Here is an 18,123-nt window from a genome sequence, read left to right as displayed (position 1 = left end):
AGAACTTTCGCCCATTCTCGCGCCGATTCAACTCGTGACGCGGTTGTGACCTCCTCGGGTTGTCGTCCTACTCGTGAGTTCACTAGAGTCACACGAGTCACTTCAGTAACAGAACCGACGGGGAGGCCGAGACCTTGGTCAACGCACGCCCACGGCATGCTCGTGTCCGTACGCTCTCCCTGGCCGCGGTCGGGGTGATCCCCGCCGTCCTCGTGGGGGGCTTACTGACCGTCGGTGCCCCGAGCGAGTCCACGCAGGGTGAGACCACCCAGCGGATCACGCTCTCGGCCGGTTCCGAGCTGACATTGATCGGCCATGGCCTCGGTCATGGTCGCGGCATGGGGCAGTACGGCGCCTTCGGCTACGCCAAACAGGGCTGGTCGGCGTCGCAGATTTTGCGCCACTATTACGGCGGCACCACCGCGGGGAAGGTGGACAGACCCGATATCTCGGTCGCTCTGACCGGGAAGAATTCGGTGAATGTGCACGCGGACGCCGGAATGCGAGTCGGTGGCCAAACGGTGGCCCCCGGGCAGGCGGTCAGCCTGTCCGGGGCCACGGCCACCATCACCAACGGCTGCGGTGGCGCGGTCGTCCGATCGGTACCCGCCCAATTCGTCGAACCCATCAGCATGGCCGCGAGTCGGCCGCCGAACGAGTTCCTGAAGTATTGCGGCTCCAATCAGGCCTATCGCGGAGCACTCGGCTTCGACGGCGGGCGGGTCGTCAACCGGTTGAACGTCGACGACTACGTCAAGGGCGTCATCCCCAAGGAGAGTTCTCCAGGCTGGGCCGACGCCGGTGGGGCCGAAGCACTCAAGGCGCAGGCCGTCGCCGCGCGAACCTACGCGCTTGCCGCGATCGCCGGTGGCAAGAAGATCGACGACACCCAGAACTCCCAGGTCTACGGCGCCGTCGCGAGTGAGGACCCGCGTACCAACCGAGCCGCCGACGCGACCGCCGGCCAGATCTTGCTGCAGGGTGGCAAGCCGGCCTTCACCGAATTCTCGTCGTCGACCGGCGGTTACACCGCAGGCGGACGGTTCCCGGCAGTGCGTGACGACGGCGACTCCGTGTCCCCGAACCGCAACTGGACAGCCACCGTCAGCGCGGCCAGCGCCGGCGCGGCGTTCGGCGTGGGTGCGCTACGCAGCCTCGAGGTCACCGAAGCCAACGGGCTGGGCGCGGAAAACGGGCGGGCAATCAAGGTGCGCGCGGTCGGTTCGGGCGGCACCCGTGAGGTCAGCGGGGAAGAGGCCCGCAACCTGCTCAAACTCAAATCGTCGTGGTTCGCCATCCAGGGTCAGGCGACCAAACCGAAGATCGTCACCCCGCCGACCGCCCCGGGCGGCAGCGGTGGCCTGGATCTGGGCAGCCTCAGCACTCTGTCGGACAGCCTGCTGCCCGGCGCCACCCAGTTGCTCAACATCGGGACCAGCGCGCTGAGCGGCAAGTACACCGAACTCGGGGCGATCACCGGGCCACTCGGACAGGCGATCGGGGTGCCGACGCTGACCCCCGACGGCAAGGGCGTGGTCCAGCTCTTCCAGCGCGGGCTGATGCTGTTCAGCCAGCAGACCGGTGCGCACGCCCTGGTCGGCGCGAGTCTGGCGGACTATCTAGAGCGCGGCGGCCAGCCGGTGCTGGGCTTTCCGACCGCGGACCGGCTGCGGTAGCCGGTCACCGCCGCTGATCGGGTCCCGCGAGGACGAGTTGTTCGGCCACCGCGACGAGTTTGGTGTTGGTTTCCTGAGAGAGCCGGGCCAGCAGCGCGAAGGCGGCGTCGGCGTCGATGCCGTACCGCTCCATCAGCATCCCCTTCGCCTGACCGATGATGTCGCGGGAGGTGAGAGCGCTGCGCAATTGCTCACGTTCCCGCACGGTCGCGAACGCGGTGGCGCAGTGCGCGGCGAACAGTTCACCCAGGGCGCGGGCATCGGCGTCGAAGGCATCCCGCCGGGTGCTGTGCAAATTGAGTGCGGCCGAGTCCTTGCCGTCGATGTAGAGGCAGAAGCACACCATCGACAGGATGCCCAACTCGGTTGCCGCAGGCGCGAATCGGGGCCACCGCGTCTCCTGCGACATGTCCCTGATGAGGATGGTGGAGTCGTCGAGGGCGGCGCGCAGGCACGGCCCCTCGATCAGCTCGCGCTGCAGGTCGTCGGAGCTGCCCGCGAGATCGCCGACCATCACCGGTGTCTCGATACGTCCACGCGTGACCAGGGTGACGCTGGCATACTCCGCGCCCGGCACGGTGCTCACCGCAGCCTTCGACATCCCGCGCAGCATCGCCTCGGTGTCGCTGCTCTCGACGTGCAGATCACGGACCAGCCCGGCCATCCGCACACTGATGTCCACAGTCATCGCGCATCCTCCCCGGCCACCGGCCGCTCGAACCAGATCTTCAGCGTATTACCTCGGCCGACACCAAGCCCTCGGACTGGGCCACCGACGGGCGGTCGCTGCGATGGAAGACGTCGAGCCGCAGGTCAGCGTCACGATACGAGGCGCTCTGGTGCAGCGCGGACGCGGTCAGCCGGTCGTGCACGGCGTCCCCGGTTTGCGGATACTCCGCCACCGGCCACCGCCAATGCACCACGATCAACTCGCCGACGTCGGTCAGCGCTGTGGTCAACCGGTCGACGAGCCGGTCGAGCGTGGCCGGTTCGAGGTAGTACAACACCTCACTGAGCACGATCAGATCGAACTCGCCGGGCGGCCAGCCGTCGACGAAATCCCGGGTCTGCACCTCGACGCGGTCACCGAACCGTGCCAGCCGTTGGGCGGCGAGTGTCGTCGCGCGGTCGGCGACGTCGACGCACAGCAGGTGGTCGCAGCGCGGGGCGAGTTGTTCGCTCAGTACGCCGATCGAGCAGCCCGCCTCGAAGGCCCGACCGTAGGTGGGTGCACTCAGCGCGGCCAGCGTGAGCTGATACTTCCGCTGTTCGTACCACCGATCCCCGAATCCCCACGGATCGTCCTCGGTGGCGTACATCTCGTGAAAGTAGCTGTCCGACAAGCGGTTCATGCGAACACATACTCCTGATCGCGGGTCAGGTGCGCGAGCATCTGGGCGGAGAGCACCGCGCGGTCGGCGGGCGCCGACGACAGGGGATGGATCTGGGTCTCGAAGCAGTCGATCGCGGCGCGTTTGGCCGCGAGCACGGGCGCGGTGAGCGGCTGCACCCGAAGCCGATCCCACGGCACCGCCCGATCGCCCGGGTGCGCCCAGTGCCACATCCACACCGGATACATCCAGAGCGGAAGACCTTGTGCGCGAGCCACTTCGGTGGCGCACTGCCCTACCGCCTCGTGATCGGGGTGTCCGTCGCCCGACCACACCGCGAGCAGCCCCACCCGGCCCGCGGACTCCGCCACGGCACGCTCGATGATGGCGACCATCGAGGCGTGATGATCGACGAGGTGACCGTCCGGCAGTCCGTGCCAGTCCGGTGGGCGCAAGCCGAGAGTCTCGGTCGCCGCGGTCAATTCGAGATGACGGCGAACGCCCAGTTGCTCCGGTGACAGGGTGGGTGAGCCGGGGTGCGACGCCGAGCCGTCGGACATGCAGACGATCCGCACCTCGATGCCGGCCTGCGTCGCCGCGGTCATGATCCCGCCGGCGCCCAGCACCTCGTCGTCCGGATGGGCAGCGAGGACGACGAGGCGATCCACCGACAAGTCGAGCGGCGACCAGCTACGCGATCCGAGCCACTCGTGCCACTGCGATTCGGGAGTGCCGTCACCGTCGGTGGGCGTGGCGGCCAACCGCGCCGACGTGGCCGAGAGCTGCGGTTTCCCCGACTCGGCCACGAGTCGACCGAGCGTGACCAGATCACGGTCGGCGTGTGACTGGCGGAGGTAGATCTGCAGGTCGGCGACGGACTGGGCGTGATCGGCGTCATGTGCGAGCGGACCGGGCCCGAGCGCACGGGCGACGCGGTCGAGGACGGCGGTCGCGGTCTGTTCGATGCTCCACCGCACGGCGAACGCCTGGTGACGGGCGAGATCGAGATCGGACGGATGCCGGTCGATCTCGTCGGCCACGGCAGCGAGCAGGTGGCGCCCGCTGCTCAACAGTGCGTCCACCGCACCGAGATGCATCAGGGTCAGCTCATCGGACCGCTCCGCGCTGCGGCGGTACAGAAGGTCCGCCACCTTCTCGGCGCCGCCGAGCCAGCACGCGGCCACCCCGATCCCGCCATGCCAGAATCCCGGGCGGTCGAGGTAGGCGCCCGCCGGGCCGATCGGGTCGGCCGGTACGTCGTCGAAGGTCACCGCGCCGGTTTCGGTGGCGCGCATACCGGCCGCCACCCACTCTGTGCAGTCGCCGCGTCGGACCCCGGGCCGGGTCAGGTCGACGGCGAACAGTCGGCGGGCCGCGGTATCCGAATCGCCGACGTCGGCGGTGATCAGCGCATGGGTGCAGACGCCGACGCCCGAACACCACGGTTTGGTGCCGGTGAGGAACCACCCATCGTTCCGCCGGGTCGCGGTGACTCGCGGTGCGGGTGGTTCGGCGGCCCAGACTCCCCAGAACTGGCCGGACCGGACGCCGCCGCCGACGATGTCGTGCAGGATCGCGTCGGCGTCGAAGTGGGCTTCCAACAATCGGCCGATGGAGATGTCGGTGCGACACCACTCCGACAGGGTCGCCCAGCGCTCGGCGGTCGCCCCCTCGCCCGGGTAGGGCAGACGGCAGCGTGCGGCGTCGACGAGGTCGGTCACGACGGCGCCACCGGTCCGGTCAGTGAGTGCAGATAGGTCGCGAAGCCTCCGTCGGTGCGACTGCGGCGGCGGGTCGAGGTGACCACCGGAGCGCGCCCGCACCAGGCGATCCGCGCACCGTCGGCCTCGAGTCGGCGGACGAGATCGACGTCTTCGTGGGCGGAGATCGTCGAGAAGCCGCCGACGGCCGCGTAGGCCTGGGCCCGGAACGCGAGGTTGGCTCCATGGATGTGCCGGTGGCCGTCGCGCCCGCGGTAGCGCTGCGCGAATCGCAGGGCGGTGTGGTCCGGCCACCCGACCCAATCCCGCGGAGTGACGGTGCCCGCGTAGCCGTCGGCCCCGGCCGCCGCGCTGGTCAGTTGCTGGGCGAACCAGTGCGCCGGAACCGTCGAGTCGGCGTCGGTGGTTGCCAACCAGGTGGTGGCGAGCGCGCCGGCGTCCAGATAACCGAAGGGCTCGGCGAACCCCGCGCGGCGGGCGGCACCGACGGATCGGTAGCTGACCTCGAGCGTGTTGACGTGGCGGGGGACGGCCCGACGGGTCGCATCGGTGCACGTGTCGAGGACAACGGTGACCTCGACGGGAACCGGTACGTGCGCGGCCGCCGCCGACAGGGACGCCAGGCAGGCGGGTAGCAGACATTGTTCGTTGTGCGCCGGCACGACCACGAAGATGCGTTCGATGCCTCGTCGTCGGTTATGGGCGGGATCGGTCACGGGCAGCCTCCTGAACACCGCAAACAGGTGATGGGAGCCCGATGGCTGCAGGCCGGACCACCAACCCTACCCGTGATCTCTGCCACGCGAAGCAGCCGAGATATGCCGATGACCGGCCAGGACGCGGCGCGTGCGGCGATTCCTCAGGTTGCGTCCGTTACCCTGAACTCCCGTGGTGGTCAACAGTGCGAACTCCTACGACCTGATCGTCGTCGGTTCCGGATTCTTCGGGCTCACCGTCGCCGAGCGGGCGGCGACCCAGCTCGACAAGCGGGTCCTCGTGGTCGAGCGGCGCCACCACCTCGGTGGCAACGCCTACTCGGAGGCCGAGCCGACCACCGGTATCGAGGTCCACAAGTACGGCGCGCACCTGTTCCACACCTCCAACAAGCGGGTGTGGGACTACGTCAACCAGTTCACCGACTTCACGAACTATCAGCACCGCGTGTTCGCCATGTACCAAGGCCAGTCGTACCAGTTCCCGATGGGACTGGGTCTGGTGTCGCAGTTCTTCGGACGGTACTTCAGCCCCGATGAGGCGCGCGCACTGATCGCCGAACAGGCCGCCGAGATCGACACCAAGGAGGCGGCGAACTTCGAGGAGAAGGCGATCAGCCTGATCGGTCGCCCGCTCTATGAGGCGTTCATCAAGCACTACACCGCCAAGCAGTGGGAGACCGATCCGAAGAACCTCCCGGCGGGCAACATCACCCGGCTGCCCGTGCGTTACACCTTCGACAACCGCTACTTCAACGACACCTACGAGGGCCTGCCGGTCGATGGCTACACCGCGTGGCTGGAACGGATGGCCGCCGACGACCGCATCGAGGTCCGCCTCGACACCGACTGGTTCGCCGTCCGTGACGAACTGCGTGCCGCATCACCCGATGCGCCCATTGTCTACACCGGGCCGCTGGATCGGTACTTCGACTACTCGGCCGGCCGACTCGGTTGGCGCACACTCGATTTCGAGGTCGAGGTACTGGAGACCGGTGATTTCCAGGGCACCCCGGTGATGAACTACAACGACGCGGACGTGCCCTACACCCGCATTCACGAGTTCCGTCACTTCCATCCGGAACGAAGCGGTTATCCCGACGACAAGACCGTGATCATGCGCGAATACGGACGATTCGCGAAAGACGACGACGAACCGTACTACCCGATCAACACGCCCGAGGACCGGCAGATGGTCGCCGCCTACCGCGATCTCGCCAGGACCGAAACCGCCGAGCGCAAAGTGCTTTTCGGCGGCCGCCTCGGCACCTACCAGTACCTGGACATGCACATGGCGATCGCGAGCGCGCTCACCATGTTCGACAACACGCTGGCGCCGCACCTCACCGAGGGCGCGGCACTGGCGGAAGGCAATGACGCATGAGTGTGACCCCCACCCAACAGAACAACGCCCCGGCCGAGGTCGACGACCCGTCGTCGAAGGCGAAAACCCTGCTGCAACGGGTGATCTTCCCGCGGCCCGGGGAACCGATCGACGTGCGGTCGCTGTATCTGCAGGAATCGCACGACAATTCGCGTCGCGCGCACGCACCCAGCCGCACCGCGGTGTCGCTCGGCGCTGAGTCCGAGGTCAGCTTCGAGACCTACTTCAACGCGTTCGCCGCGTCGTACTGGCGGCGCTGGAGCATCCTGGAGTCGGTGGTGCTGCGCATCGAGGTCGTGGGCACCTGCCGCGTCGACCTCTACCGCTCGAAGTTCGACGGCGCCCGCATAGGCATCGGCGGAGACCTGGTGCCGACCGACGAAAACGGCCGGGGCGTCATCGAATTCGAACTCGACCTCGGACCCTTCGAGGACGGCGGCTGGATCTGGTTCGACGTCACCACCGACACCGACACCGAGATCGTCGCCGCGGGCTGGTACGCGCCGATCGACGCACCGAGCGGCCCTGAGACCAAACGAGTTACGGTCGGTATCCCCACCTTCAACCGGCCCAACGACGCGGTCGCCGCACTGGCCGCGCTCACCTCGGATCCGTTGGTGGACGGGGTGATCGACGCCGTGCTGATGCCCGATCAGGGCACCCGCAAGGTCATCGACGAACCGGGCTATACCGAGGCGGCCGCCGCGCTCGGCGACCGGCTGCACATCTTCGACCAACCCAACCTCGGCGGGTCCGGCGGCTATGCCCGCATCATGTATGAAGCGTTGCGGCGCACCGACTCCCCGTACGTGCTGTATATGGATGACGACATCGCCATCGAGCCCGACTCCATCCTGCGGGCGCTGGCCATGTCGCGGTTCGCGCGCACCCCGATGCTTGTCGGCGGGCAGATGCTCAATCTGCAGGACCGCAGCCATCTGCATTGCATGGGCGAGGTCATCAATCGGCACAACTTCATGTGGACCGCCGCGCCGTTCGTCGATTACGACCACAACTTCGCGAAATATCCACTCCGCGACCGGGAGAACTCCAAGAACCTGCATCGTCGCATCGACGTCGAGGGCAATGGCTGGTGGATGTGCATGATCCCGCGGGAGTGCGCGCAGACCATCGGCCTGCCGATGCCGTTGTTCATCAAGTGGGACGACTGGGAGTTCGCGCTGCGCGCGGCCAAGGCCGGCTATCCCACCGCGACGATCCCGGGTATCGCCATCTGGCACATGGCCTGGAGTGACAAGGACGATGCCATCGACTGGCAGGCGTACTTCCACCTGCGCAACCGATTGGTCGTCGCGTCCATCCACCACGACGGGCCGATGAAGGGCATCGTCCGGTCGATGACCAAGGCGACGGCGAAACACCTGCTGTGCCTGGAGTATTCGACGGTCGCGATCCAGAACGAGGCCATCCGCGACTTTCTCGCCGGCCCCGACCACATCCGCAGTCTGCTGCCGACCGCACTGCCCAAGGTCGCCGAGATGCGTAAGCAGTTCCCCGATGCGGTCGTCCTGCCGTCGGCCACCGAACTGCCCCGCACCAGCGGTGAGGCCACCCACCTCGGCACCAACCCGCCGCTTGGCAAGGTCGCCAAGCTCAAGGCGCTCGCCGCCTCCGTGCGCAACAATGCCCGCCCCGCTGATCCGCGGCATCACGAAGTGCCGCAAGCGAATTACCCGCCGATCGAGGCTCGTTGGTTCTCCCTCGGCCGGGTCGACGGGGTCACCGTGACCACCGCCGACGGCCGTGGCGTGGTGTACCGACAGCGTGACCGGGACAAGATGATGGACCTGGCGCGCGAGCACTTCGCGTTGGTCAAGGAGTTGCAGGAGAAATTCCCGGAGATGCGCGAGCAATACCGCGCCAAGCATCGGGAACTGACCAGTGAGGAGAGCTGGGCGCGTGTCTTCGGAATCGATTGAGCCATCCGGCGAGCTCGGCATTCTCTACGACGTCCAGAACACCGTCGGTGCGCTGCCCGGAGCCAAGTCCGCGGCGCGGGGGCTCTCGCACTTCGGGGAGCACTCCCTCGGGTGGGTCGGGGTCAGTGCTGCAGGCTGGGCGCTGGCCCGCCGCCGCGGCAACGCCGACGCGCAGCGCAAGTGGATCGAGGCCGGTGTCGGCGCGTTCGGCGCGCACGCGGCGTCGGTGATCATCAAGCGGATCGTGCGGCGTCCCCGGCCCAGCGATCCGGCGATCGAGGTGGGCGTGTCCACCCCGAGTCAGCTGAGCTTCCCGTCGTCGCACGCCACGTCGACGACCGCCGCGGCCATCCTGATCGGCCGCGCCGCCGGTGCACCCCCGGCGCTGTTACCCGCCCTGCTCGTCCCGCCGATGCTCGCCTCCCGACTCGTGCTGGGCGTGCACTACCCGACCGACGTGCTGGCCGGTGCCGCGATCGGTGCGGCGAGCGCCGGTGCGGTGATCGCGAGTGACAGACTGTTCGCGACACAACAGTGACGCGCGCGACGAAACCGAGATGAACCCGAGGACATGAGCGAAGAGCCGATCGAGCACGGACCAGTACTGGGACCGCCGAAGAACCTGGCGAGTGGACTGATCAAGGCCGTTCGACCCCGCCAGTGGGTGAAGAACGTCCTGGTCCTGGCCGCGCCGCTGGCCGCGGGCAACATCACCGACGCCGACGTCCTGTGGCGGGCGGCCGTCGCGTTCGTCGCGTTCTGCCTCGCCGCGTCGTGCATTTACCTGATCAACGACGCCAAGGACGTCGAGTCCGACCGCAATCACCCGACCAAGCGGTTCCGGCCGATCGCCGCGGGCGTCGTGCCGGTGTCGCTGGCCTACGGCCTCGCGGTCGTCCTCGGGGTGGCGTCACTGGCGATCTCGTTCATCGCGAACTGGCAGACGGCCGCGGTCATCGCGGTCTACCTGGCGATCCAGCTCGGTTACTGCTTCGGCTGGAAGAACCAGCCGGTCATCGACATCTGCATCGTGTCGTCGGGCTTCCTGTTGCGTGCCATTGCCGGTGGTGTGGCCACCGAGATCCATCTGTCGCAGTGGTTCCTGCTGGTGATGGCATTCGGGTCGCTGTTCATGGCGGCCGGCAAGCGTTACGCCGAACTGCAGCTGGCCGAGCGTACCGGCGCGAAGATCCGCAAGGCGCTGCAGTACTACACCACCACCTACCTGCGTTTTGTCTGGACGCTATCGGCCACCGCGGTCGTCATCTTCTACGGGCTGTGGGCGTTCGACAAGACGTCGCACGACACCAACGTCGCCTATGCGATCTCCATGGTGCCGTTCACCATCGCCATCCTGCGCTACGCCGTCGACATCGACGGTGGGCAGGCCGGCGAGCCGGAGGAGATCGCGCTCGGCGACCGTGTCCTGCAGTTGCTGGCCGTGGCCTGGGTGGTCTGTGTTGCTGTCGCCGTCTATGCAGTCAACTGAGCCGGTCCCCGGGGAGCGCCGCACCGGGGGCATCCGTACTTGGGGTGCGCGGCAATGGGTCCCGACGATCAGCTTCTTCGTCGGCGCTGTCGCCGTCACCACGTTCTTCGCCATCGGCGCGTGGCAGCGTCGCTGGATTGCCGATGACGGCCTGATCGTCCTGCGCACCCTGCGCAACCTGTTCGCCGGCAACGGCCCCGTGTTCAACGCCGGGGAACGCGTCGAGGCCAACACCTCGACCGCCTGGACCTACCTGCTGTGGTTCTGGGCATGGATCACCGACGGACAACTCGAGTACGTCGCCCTCTGGGTTGCGCTGGTGCTGTCGCTGTCGGCGATCCCGATCGCCATGTACGGCACCGCCCGGCTGATGCGCACACGCTTCGGCGGGATCACGGGCGACGGCTACACGCTGTTGCTGCCGTTCGGCGCGATCATCTACATCGCCCTGCCGCCCGCCCGCGACTTCGCGACCAGCGGCCTGGAGAACGGGCTGGTCATCTTCTGGATCGCGGTGCTGTGGTGTCAGCTCATCGCCTGGAGCCGCCGCACCCGCGGCGGCGTCGCGGGCAACACCGCCACCCTGCTGCTGGCGTTCACCGCCGGGCTGGCCCCGCTGATCCGGCCCGAACTCACCGTGCTCGGCGGCCTCGTGCTGCTGCTCGTCGTGCTGGCCCCGCAGACCTGGCCGATGCGCGTCGGAATCGTCGTCGTCGCGGCCGTGCTGCCGGTCGGCTACCAGATCTTCCGCATGGGTTACTACGCGCTGCTGGTGCCCAACCCGGCCGTCGCCAAGGACGCCAGCGGCTCCAAGTGGCACCAGGGCTTTCTTTATGTGGCCAACCTGTTCGGTCCGTACGTGCTGCTGTTGCCCGTGGTCCTCGCGATCATCGCGGGTGTGGTGTTGACCGCGGGCCACCGATCTCGGCGCGTGGGTGGCGACACCAGCGCACCGGAGGAGCCGACGACGTGGCGGTCCCGCATCGGTGGCTGGTCGGCCGCCCTGCAGACGCCCACCGCGGCCGTCGTCACCGTGCTGCTGGCCGGTCTCATCGGCGGGCTCTACTGGATGCGTCAGGGCGGCGACTTCATGCACGGCCGTGTCCTGCTGGCCCCGCTGTTCACTCTGCTGCTGCCGTTGATGGTCCTGCCCATCACCATCCCGGCCCATGCGCGGGCGGCGTTCGGCAAGAACACGTCGGAGGAGGCAGGCGCCGAGACCCCTCGTCGCCGCACTCGCATGGCCCTCGCCGGTGCCGGCGCGCTGGCCGCGTTCTGGGTCACCACTCTCGTGTGGGCGATCGTGTGCCACCAGAACACGCTGCCCAATGCGGGCATCGACATCGGCCGCAGCGGCATCGTCGACGAGCGACGCTTCTACGTCACCAACATGGGCAACGAGAACCCGGTGACCGCTGCCGACTACCTCGACTACCCGCGTATGCGCGCGATGGCCGAGTGGATCGACGAGTTCCACAGCCAGGGCGGGGTGATCCTGCCGTCGTCGGACTATGACCAGTGGTACATCGCGAAGCTGCCCGACGACACCCCGCAGAAAGACCGCAAGCTGACCGTCTACTTCCTCAACCTGGGCATGACCAGCATGAACGCCCCGCTGGATGTGCGGGTCGTCGACCAGATGGGCCTCGCCTATCCATTGGCCGCGCACACCGAGCGCCTCGTCGACGGTCGGATCGGGCACGACAAGAACCTGCCATCGGAGTGGGTGGTCGCGGAGTCGGGTGCCTACCCGCGGAAGCCGGGGCTGCCGGGATATCTCGACGAGGACGTCGTGCGGCAGGCCGAGGTCGCGCTGACGTGCCCGGCGACGCAGGATCGGTTCATCTCCTACGAGTCGCAGTGGACGTTCGCCCGGTTCAAACAGAACCTGCGCAAGTCGTTCGACTTCACCGACTACCGCATCGAGCGCGAGCCGGAATACGAGATCCAGCGCTGCGGACTGACGATGCCGGAGCGTATTCACCCGAAGTGACGACAATGCCCGGTTTGCCTCATCAGGTCTCGAATCGGTAACGTTCGGCTCCGATTGGTCGATTAGGACATGTGACCAGGGCGTCCGGTGACAGCGTTTGTCACCCCAGGGGGTATGCAATAGGCTCCCGAAGCGGTGCGAAATTGCGCCGGTTCGGGGGAGGGCCAGCGACCGGGTGTCGACGACGATGTGGTTGATCGGGGATATTTTCCCAGGTCAGCCGCAGAACAGAGGGAGATTTCAGGCGATGCGCGAAGCAGTTGCCGGGCCACGACGTGGGCGGACCCGCTCCAGATTCGTGGCTGCGTTCGTCGCGGTGGCGACCGTCATCGGATTGGCCGGCGTTGTCGGCGGTGCCGGCCAGGCCAACGCCCGCATCGGCGGAACACAGGTCGGTCTTCAGCAGTTCTACGTCAACGGCTGCGGTATGCCGCAGGTCAAGGTGCGCGCCTGGAAGCGTCCGGGCAACTACAAGACCGTCATCCTGCTCGACGGCATGCGCGCCCAGTACGACTACAGCGGCTGGGAGATCAACACCAACGTCCAGGAGATGGTGCGCTCCGGCGTCAACGTCGTCGAGCCGATCGGCGGACCGGCCAGCTTCTACACCGACTGGGACGCGCCGAGTAACTTCAACGGCCAGCGCTACCGCTACACGTGGAACTGTGTGATCACGAACACGCTGGTGCGCGCTCTGGATGCCCGCGGCTTCCGAGTCGGCCCGAGCCGCAAGTATGCCGTCGCCGGCCTCTCGATGGGCGGCAACGCCTCCCTCGTGATCGGCGCGCAGAACCGACAGAACTTCGACCGGGCGGCATCGCTCTCGGGCTACAACTTCCTGAGCGCGCCGGGCATGCACACCGCCCTGCGGCTCGCGATGTTCGACGTCGACCCCAAGCCGTGGAACATCGACTGCATGTGGGGCCCGCCGTGGAGCCCGCGCTGGTACCAGAACGACCCGTTCCTGAACATCAACCGCATGCACGGGATGAAGATCTTCGTCGGCTCCGGCAACGGACTGTTCGGCCAGTACAACGCACTCCCGAATGTCTTCGACGACCTCTTCAAGGGATCGACGCTGGAGTTCCTGGCCTTCACCCAGGCCAAGGCCTTCGAGGCGGCCGCCTTCGTCCAGGGTGTTCCGGTCATGACCTACTACGCCAACGGCACCCATGCCTGGGGCTACTGGCAGGACATGCTCTGGAACGCGAAGAACCGGGGCTTCTTCCACTGATGATTTAACTTCAGTCACAGAAATCCCACGCGTCACAGCGTGGCGAGCACCTGAACAGAACGCCCTACGTGTATGAAAGCACGTAGGGCGTTTTGTTGCCTGTGAGGTTCATGTGACTTATGGGGATAAAGTTACGGACCAAGCAGACACGACGCCGACCTGCCAGGTGGGGTGCGAAGGAGTCGTGGTGATCAGTCGAGTGGTTCGACGTGTGAATGTGGCGGCGGTGAGTGTCGCGAGTGCGGCGCTGGTCGTCGTCGCGCCAACGGTGGTGGATGTGACCGCAGGAGCCGCCCCGGCTCCCGCCGCACCGCCACCCGCTGCGCCGGCTGCACCACCCGCCGCACCGGCGGCACCGCCGCCGGCCGCGCCCGCTCCCGCGGCGGCCCCGGCACCCGACGCACCGGCCCCGCCTGCGCCACCCGCGCCCCAGTCGCCGCCGGCTCCGGCTCCGGCACCGTCGGTGGCGCCGGTCGGCAAGGTCGAGGTCACCAAGACCTACTGGTACACCGACCGACGGGTCGCGCTGTGGGTGCACTCGCCGGCGATGAACAAGGACATTCAGGTGCAGATCCTGCTGGCCCGCGACTGGTGGGCCAAGCCGGCGGCCAAGTTCCCTCAGCTCACCATGCTCGATGGGCTACGCGCGCAAGAGGATCAGAGCGGCTGGATCATCAACACCGACGCCGAGAACTTCTACAAGGACAAGAACGTCAACGTCATCCTGCCCATCGGCGGGGAGTCGAGCTTCTACACCGACTGGAAGCAGCCCGACAAGGGCAAGCTCTACCGCTGGGAGACGTTCCTCATCAAGGAGCTCCCACCGGTCATCGAGGGGCAGTGGCGCTCGACCGATGTGCGCGGCATCGAAGGACTGTCGATGGGCGGCTCGGCCGCGATGATGCTCGCCGCCCGTAATCCCGGCTTCTACAAGTTCGCGGCATCGTTCTCCGGCATCCTGCAGCTGACGTCCTACGGCATGCCGCAGGCCATCCAGTTCGCGGTCCGCGACGGCGGCGGCTACGACTCGATGAAGATGTTCGGCCCGCCGAGCGACCCGGCGTGGAAGGAACATGACCCGTATCTGCTGGCCGAGAAGCTGCGTGGCACGAGCATCTATGTGTCGTCGGGCAACGGCCTGATCGGCCCGCATGACAAGCCGTCGGACATCCCGCTGCTGGCGACCAACTACTCCGGCGTCGGCCTGGAGATCCTCAGCCGGGTCACCTCGCAGCAGTTCGCGATCAAACTCAACCAGCTGGGCATCCCGGGTCAGGCCGTCTACCGACCGTCCGGCACGCACACCTGGCCGTACTGGGAGTTCGAGATGCAGCAGGCCTGGCCGCAGGCCGCCGCCGCGCTGGGCCTCGCCGGTGACCGGCCGATGTGCCGGGTGACCGGAGCCATCAAGAAGGTCTACGACGCCAATCGCGCCAGCCTCGGCGAATGCCTGACCCCCGAGTACCCGGTGCCGGGCGGTCGCGCCCAGGACTTCCGCGGCGCCCGGATCATCACCGGGCCGAAGGGACCGAAGATGGTCGGCGGCGGCATCGGTGGCGCCTATGCCGGGGCGGGTGGTCCGGGCGGACGGCTGGGTCTGCCGACCAGTAGCGAACTGCCGACCCGCGACGGCAAGGGACGGTTCAACACCTTCCAACGCGGCAAGATCGTATGGACGGCAAAGGATGGGGCGCGGATCACGAAGTGATGGGTAGAGCGTCGCGCTCGGGCGGTGAACCTGAGCGCGGCGCCTGTCCACGGCTGAGACTTCGCTGAGGAATCGAAGCATTTCCGCAGGTCGGGCGGGTCGCTGCGACGGAATGGTCCCGCGGTGCGGGTAGCCTTTCGCTTGGCGGGCCGCACTGGCGGCGAGGCGACGAGGAAGAGATGATGACGCGTAAGTTCCTGCAACTCGCGATGGTGACGGCGGGCGCCGCACTGACGATGAGTTCGGTGTCGGCGTGCTCCGACGACTCGACGGCGACCGCCCCGATCACCAGCAACCCGGTCACCACCACCTCGATGTACTCGACCCAGGCCAGTGAATCCGGGTCGGTCTCGCAGACGCCCTCGACCGAGACGAGCGTGTCGGCGACGGGTGACGCGACGACGCCGTCCACCCAACCCGGTGGCGCGCTGCCGGCGACCGCGCCGGACTCGCGGACCAGCGTCCCGAAGAGCTTTCCCGGACCCAGCACGCAACCCCTGTCCGACAAGTCCCGCGCCTACCTGGCCGCGCTGAAGGCGCAGAACGTCACCTTCATGGGCGACACGGACAACACCGTGGCGCTGACGATGGCCCAGTACGTGTGCGCGGAACGTCGCAAGAACACCGACCCGGTCACCGTGAAGGCCTTCGTCACCGCGTCCGTCGGTCCCGGCACCAAGACGGTCGCCGAGGCAAATGCCAAGGCGGACAAGGTGATCAAGGCCGCCGACGACAACTACTGCTGACGGTGGCGGCACGTACGAAGGCGCGCGCCAAACGTCGCCTGCCGAAGTTCCTGCTGATCCTTGCGCTGCTTGCGGTCATCGCGATCGTCCTGATCGTCATCCTGGTGATCACCCTGCTCAAGCCCAGCGCGCCCCGGATCCCGATTCCGGGCGGACCGTCGACGTCGGCACCGAGCGGGCGCCCGGAGGCGCAGCCTGCGAGCTGCCCGGACGTCCTGACCCTGGTCATTCCGGGAACCTGGGAGTCCTCGGCCGACGACGACCCGTACAACCCGACGTCGAATCCGCGGTCGCTGATGCTGCGCGTGTCCAGCGCGCTGCAGGAGGAGTTCCCGACCTCGCGGACCAGCGTCTACACGGTCCCGTACATCGCGCAGTTCCGTAACCCGACGAATCTCAACGACCGGCAGGCCGACTACAACGTGTCCCGCACGCAGGGTTACAAGCGTGCTGCGGGCAAGATCATCTCGACGCACGAAAGGTGTCCTCTGACACGCTATGTGATCCTGGGCTTCTCCCAGGGTGCGGTGATCGCGGGCGATCTCGCCAGCAACATCGGCAATGGCCGCGGCGTGCTCGACGAGTCCGATCAGGATCTCGTCCTCGGGGTCGGACTCATCGCCGACGGCCGCCGGCAGCCCGGCGAACAGAACGACATCGGACCGAGCCCCGACGGCGTCGGCGCCGAGATCGCACTCTCGGGCATCGGCAAACTGGTGCCCGGCATCGCGATGACCGGGTCCCGCAACGGTGGCTTCGGCGAACTCCAGGACCGAGTCCAATCCATCTGTGCGCCAGGTGATCTCATCTGCGATTCGCCGACCGCCGCGAACCCGCTGGGTGCGGCGGCGCAGCTTGCGGGGGCCATCAACAACCCGGTGCACGCGATGTACGCGACCACCCGGTACTGGGAGCTCGACGGGTCGAGCGCCACCGAGTGGATGTACGGCTGGTCCAGTGGCGTCATCAACGACGCGCCCCGGCCGGCACACAACTGACCACGACCCGCCGCGCAGCTCGCCGGGTCGGTCGACTGGGTCAAAGGTCCCGCGCGTGGTGTTGCGGGTAACCCTGCGCCCATCTGCGACGATGTGTTTGGGTGGTGCGTTGTTGCTGCATTAACGTGTTGGCCGACGATCTACCAGGACACCTGCGCCACACCAGAGGAGACACATCGAATGAGCGAAGCCGGAGAGCTGCGTAAGTTCCGGTTCGGCGCCGGTGGCGAGGGCAACAAGGACGAGGGCGGTGCCCGCAAGTTCGTGAAGCTGGCCCAGACCGCCGAAGAATACGGATACGACACCTTCGCGATCCCCGACCACCTCGGCAACCAGGTGGGCCCGCTCGCCGCGCTCGGCGCCCTGAGCCAGGCCACCAGCACCATCCGCCTCGGGACGTCGGTCCTCGCGAACGGCTTCCGCCATCCGGCGATCCTGGCCAAAGAGGCCACCACCATCGACGTGCTGTCCAAGGGGCGGCTCGAGCTGGGCATCGGCGCGGGTTGGATGCGCGACGAGTTCGACAAGGCGGGCATCGAGTTCGAATCCCCCGGTACCCGCATCCGCCGCCTCGACGAGTCGCTGACCATCCTCGATGGCCTCCTGCGCGGCGAGACCGTCAACTTCGACGGCGAGTTCTATCAGATCAAGAATCTCGAGGGCAGCCCGCGACCGCGGCAGGGCCCGCGCCCGCCGATCGCCGTCGGCGGTGGTGGCCCCAAGATGCTGGCGCTGGCCGCCAAGCACGCCGACATCATCTCCGTCGCGCCGGGCACCACGCCCGACGGGAAGATGAAGCTGTCGGACATGACCATCGACAAGACCGCCGAACGGGTCGACCGGATCCGGGCGGCGGCCGGCGACCGGTTCGCCGACATCGAACTGAACTGGACCATCGCCGTGATCGTCATCACCGACGACCGCCAGGCCACCGCGGAGATGGCACTGAAGGCGCTTGACCAGGGATATCCGCCGAACATCGAGCGTGACACCGAGTTCACCGTCGACGACGTGCTGTCCTCGCCCTACATCGCGATCGGTTCCTTCGAGGAGATCGCCGATCAGATCCGCGCGGTCCGCCGCCGCACCACGATGTCCTATGTCGGGGTTTTCCCGACCCAGATGGACGCGTTTGCGCCGGTCATCCAGCTGCTGAAGGGGGAGTAGGATGACCGACGGTTTCGGCAGCG

At 67.4% G+C, this 18,123-nt stretch carries 14 protein-coding genes and 2 pseudogenes; 11 read left to right on the top strand and 5 right to left on the bottom strand.

Annotated features, from left to right (window positions below; translation table 11 throughout):
- The first annotated feature begins 134 nt into the window (after positions 1-134).
- Complete coding sequence (locus tag AAFP30_RS27635; RefSeq protein WP_419233265.1) at positions 135-1,676, top strand: SpoIID/LytB domain-containing protein; 1,542 nt, start codon at positions 135-137, stop codon at positions 1,674-1,676.
- A gap of 4 nt (positions 1,677-1,680) precedes the next feature.
- Here the strand turns inward: AAFP30_RS27635 and AAFP30_RS27630 are convergent, their stop codons facing one another.
- From AAFP30_RS27630 to AAFP30_RS27610, 5 genes and pseudogenes are all read right to left on the bottom strand, one after another.
- Complete coding sequence (locus AAFP30_RS27630; RefSeq protein WP_419233264.1) at positions 1,681-2,364, bottom strand: GAF and ANTAR domain-containing protein; 684 nt, start codon at positions 2,362-2,364, stop codon at positions 1,681-1,683.
- 40 nt (positions 2,365-2,404) lie between these two features.
- A complete protein-coding gene (locus tag AAFP30_RS27625) occupies positions 2,405-3,028 on the bottom strand; it encodes a class I SAM-dependent DNA methyltransferase (RefSeq protein WP_419233263.1) in 624 nt (207 codons plus the stop codon).
- Positions 3,025-3,648, bottom strand: a pseudogene (locus tag AAFP30_RS27620) (PIG-L deacetylase family protein); the annotation flags it as partial. The gene AAFP30_RS27625 and the pseudogene AAFP30_RS27620, both read right to left, overlap by 4 nt.
- 162 nt (positions 3,649-3,810) lie before the next feature.
- Positions 3,811-4,728 (bottom strand): annotated as a pseudogene (locus AAFP30_RS27615) (acyl-CoA dehydrogenase family protein); the annotation flags it as partial.
- On the bottom strand, positions 4,725-5,444 hold the full coding sequence (locus AAFP30_RS27610) for a glycosyltransferase (protein ID WP_419233262.1): 720 nt from the start codon (positions 5,442-5,444) through the stop codon (positions 4,725-4,727). The pseudogene AAFP30_RS27615 and the gene AAFP30_RS27610, both read right to left, overlap by 4 nt.
- 172 nt (positions 5,445-5,616) lie before the next feature.
- Here AAFP30_RS27610 and glf point away from each other — a divergent pair, with 172 nt between their 5' ends.
- From glf to AAFP30_RS27560, 10 genes are all read left to right on the top strand, one after another.
- Complete coding sequence (glf, locus tag AAFP30_RS27605) at positions 5,617-6,825, top strand: UDP-galactopyranose mutase (protein ID WP_419233261.1); 1,209 nt, start codon at positions 5,617-5,619, stop codon at positions 6,823-6,825.
- Positions 6,822-8,765, top strand: coding sequence for a glycosyltransferase (locus tag AAFP30_RS27600; protein WP_419233260.1), 1,944 nt, complete (start codon positions 6,822-6,824; stop codon positions 8,763-8,765). Before glf ends, AAFP30_RS27600 begins: the two co-directional genes overlap by 4 nt.
- Positions 8,761-9,303: a phosphatase PAP2 family protein gene (locus AAFP30_RS27595; protein WP_419233289.1), complete on the top strand. Its 543-nt coding sequence runs from the start codon at positions 8,761-8,763 to the stop codon at positions 9,301-9,303. Before AAFP30_RS27600 ends, AAFP30_RS27595 begins: the two co-directional genes overlap by 5 nt.
- 33 nt (positions 9,304-9,336) lie before the next feature.
- Positions 9,337-10,254, top strand: coding sequence for a decaprenyl-phosphate phosphoribosyltransferase (locus AAFP30_RS27590; RefSeq protein ID WP_419233259.1), 918 nt, complete (start codon positions 9,337-9,339; stop codon positions 10,252-10,254).
- Positions 10,241-12,247, top strand: coding sequence for a flagellar motor control protein ZomB (gene zomB / locus AAFP30_RS27585; RefSeq protein ID WP_419233258.1), 2,007 nt, complete (start codon positions 10,241-10,243; stop codon positions 12,245-12,247). The genes AAFP30_RS27590 and zomB overlap by 14 nt, the downstream gene beginning before the upstream one ends.
- 247 nt (positions 12,248-12,494) lie before the next feature.
- Complete coding sequence (locus AAFP30_RS27580) at positions 12,495-13,481, top strand: alpha/beta hydrolase (RefSeq protein ID WP_419233257.1); 987 nt, start codon at positions 12,495-12,497, stop codon at positions 13,479-13,481.
- A 226-nt stretch (positions 13,482-13,707) separates the two neighbouring features.
- Positions 13,708-15,189: an alpha/beta hydrolase-fold protein gene (locus AAFP30_RS27575; protein ID WP_419233256.1), complete on the top strand. Its 1,482-nt coding sequence runs from the start codon at positions 13,708-13,710 to the stop codon at positions 15,187-15,189.
- A gap of 182 nt (positions 15,190-15,371) precedes the next feature.
- On the top strand, positions 15,372-15,935 hold the full coding sequence (locus AAFP30_RS27570) for a DUF732 domain-containing protein (protein ID WP_419233288.1): 564 nt from the start codon (positions 15,372-15,374) through the stop codon (positions 15,933-15,935).
- A 2-nt stretch (positions 15,936-15,937) separates the two neighbouring features.
- Entirely contained in the window at positions 15,938-16,933 is a 996-nt protein-coding gene (locus AAFP30_RS27565) for a cutinase family protein (RefSeq protein WP_419233255.1), read from the top strand.
- Positions 16,934-17,113: 180 nt separating this feature from the next.
- A complete protein-coding gene (locus tag AAFP30_RS27560; protein ID WP_419233254.1) occupies positions 17,114-18,100 on the top strand; it encodes an LLM class F420-dependent oxidoreductase in 987 nt (328 codons plus the stop codon).
- Positions 18,101-18,123: the final 23 nt, after the last annotated feature.

Origin of the sequence: Gordonia sp. CPCC 205515, assembly GCF_048537925.1 — a bacterium.
In the GTDB taxonomy this organism is placed as follows: domain Bacteria; phylum Actinomycetota; class Actinomycetes; order Mycobacteriales; family Mycobacteriaceae; genus Gordonia.
This window is presented reverse-complemented; position numbering and strand designations above follow the sequence as displayed.

What these genes read in the sequence shown, in the direction of transcription:
- zomB (WP_419233258.1), top strand. Translation starts at nt 10,241, where the DNA reads ATGCAGTCAACTGAGCCGGTCCCCGGGGAGCGCCGCACCGGGGGCATC.
- AAFP30_RS27560 (WP_419233254.1), top strand. Translation starts at nt 17,114, where the DNA reads ATGAGCGAAGCCGGAGAGCTGCGTAAGTTCCGGTTCGGCGCCGGTGGC.
- AAFP30_RS27570 (WP_419233288.1), top strand. Translation starts at nt 15,372, where the DNA reads ATGACGCGTAAGTTCCTGCAACTCGCGATGGTGACGGCGGGCGCCGCA.
- AAFP30_RS27625 (WP_419233263.1), bottom strand. Translation starts at nt 3,028, where the DNA reads ATGAACCGCTTGTCGGACAGCTACTTTCACGAGATGTACGCCACCGAG.
- AAFP30_RS27630 (WP_419233264.1), bottom strand. Translation starts at nt 2,364, where the DNA reads ATGACTGTGGACATCAGTGTGCGGATGGCCGGGCTGGTCCGTGATCTG.
- AAFP30_RS27580 (WP_419233257.1), top strand. Translation starts at nt 12,495, where the DNA reads ATGCGCGAAGCAGTTGCCGGGCCACGACGTGGGCGGACCCGCTCCAGA.
- AAFP30_RS27590 (WP_419233259.1), top strand. Translation starts at nt 9,337, where the DNA reads ATGAGCGAAGAGCCGATCGAGCACGGACCAGTACTGGGACCGCCGAAG.
- AAFP30_RS27600 (WP_419233260.1), top strand. Translation starts at nt 6,822, where the DNA reads ATGAGTGTGACCCCCACCCAACAGAACAACGCCCCGGCCGAGGTCGAC.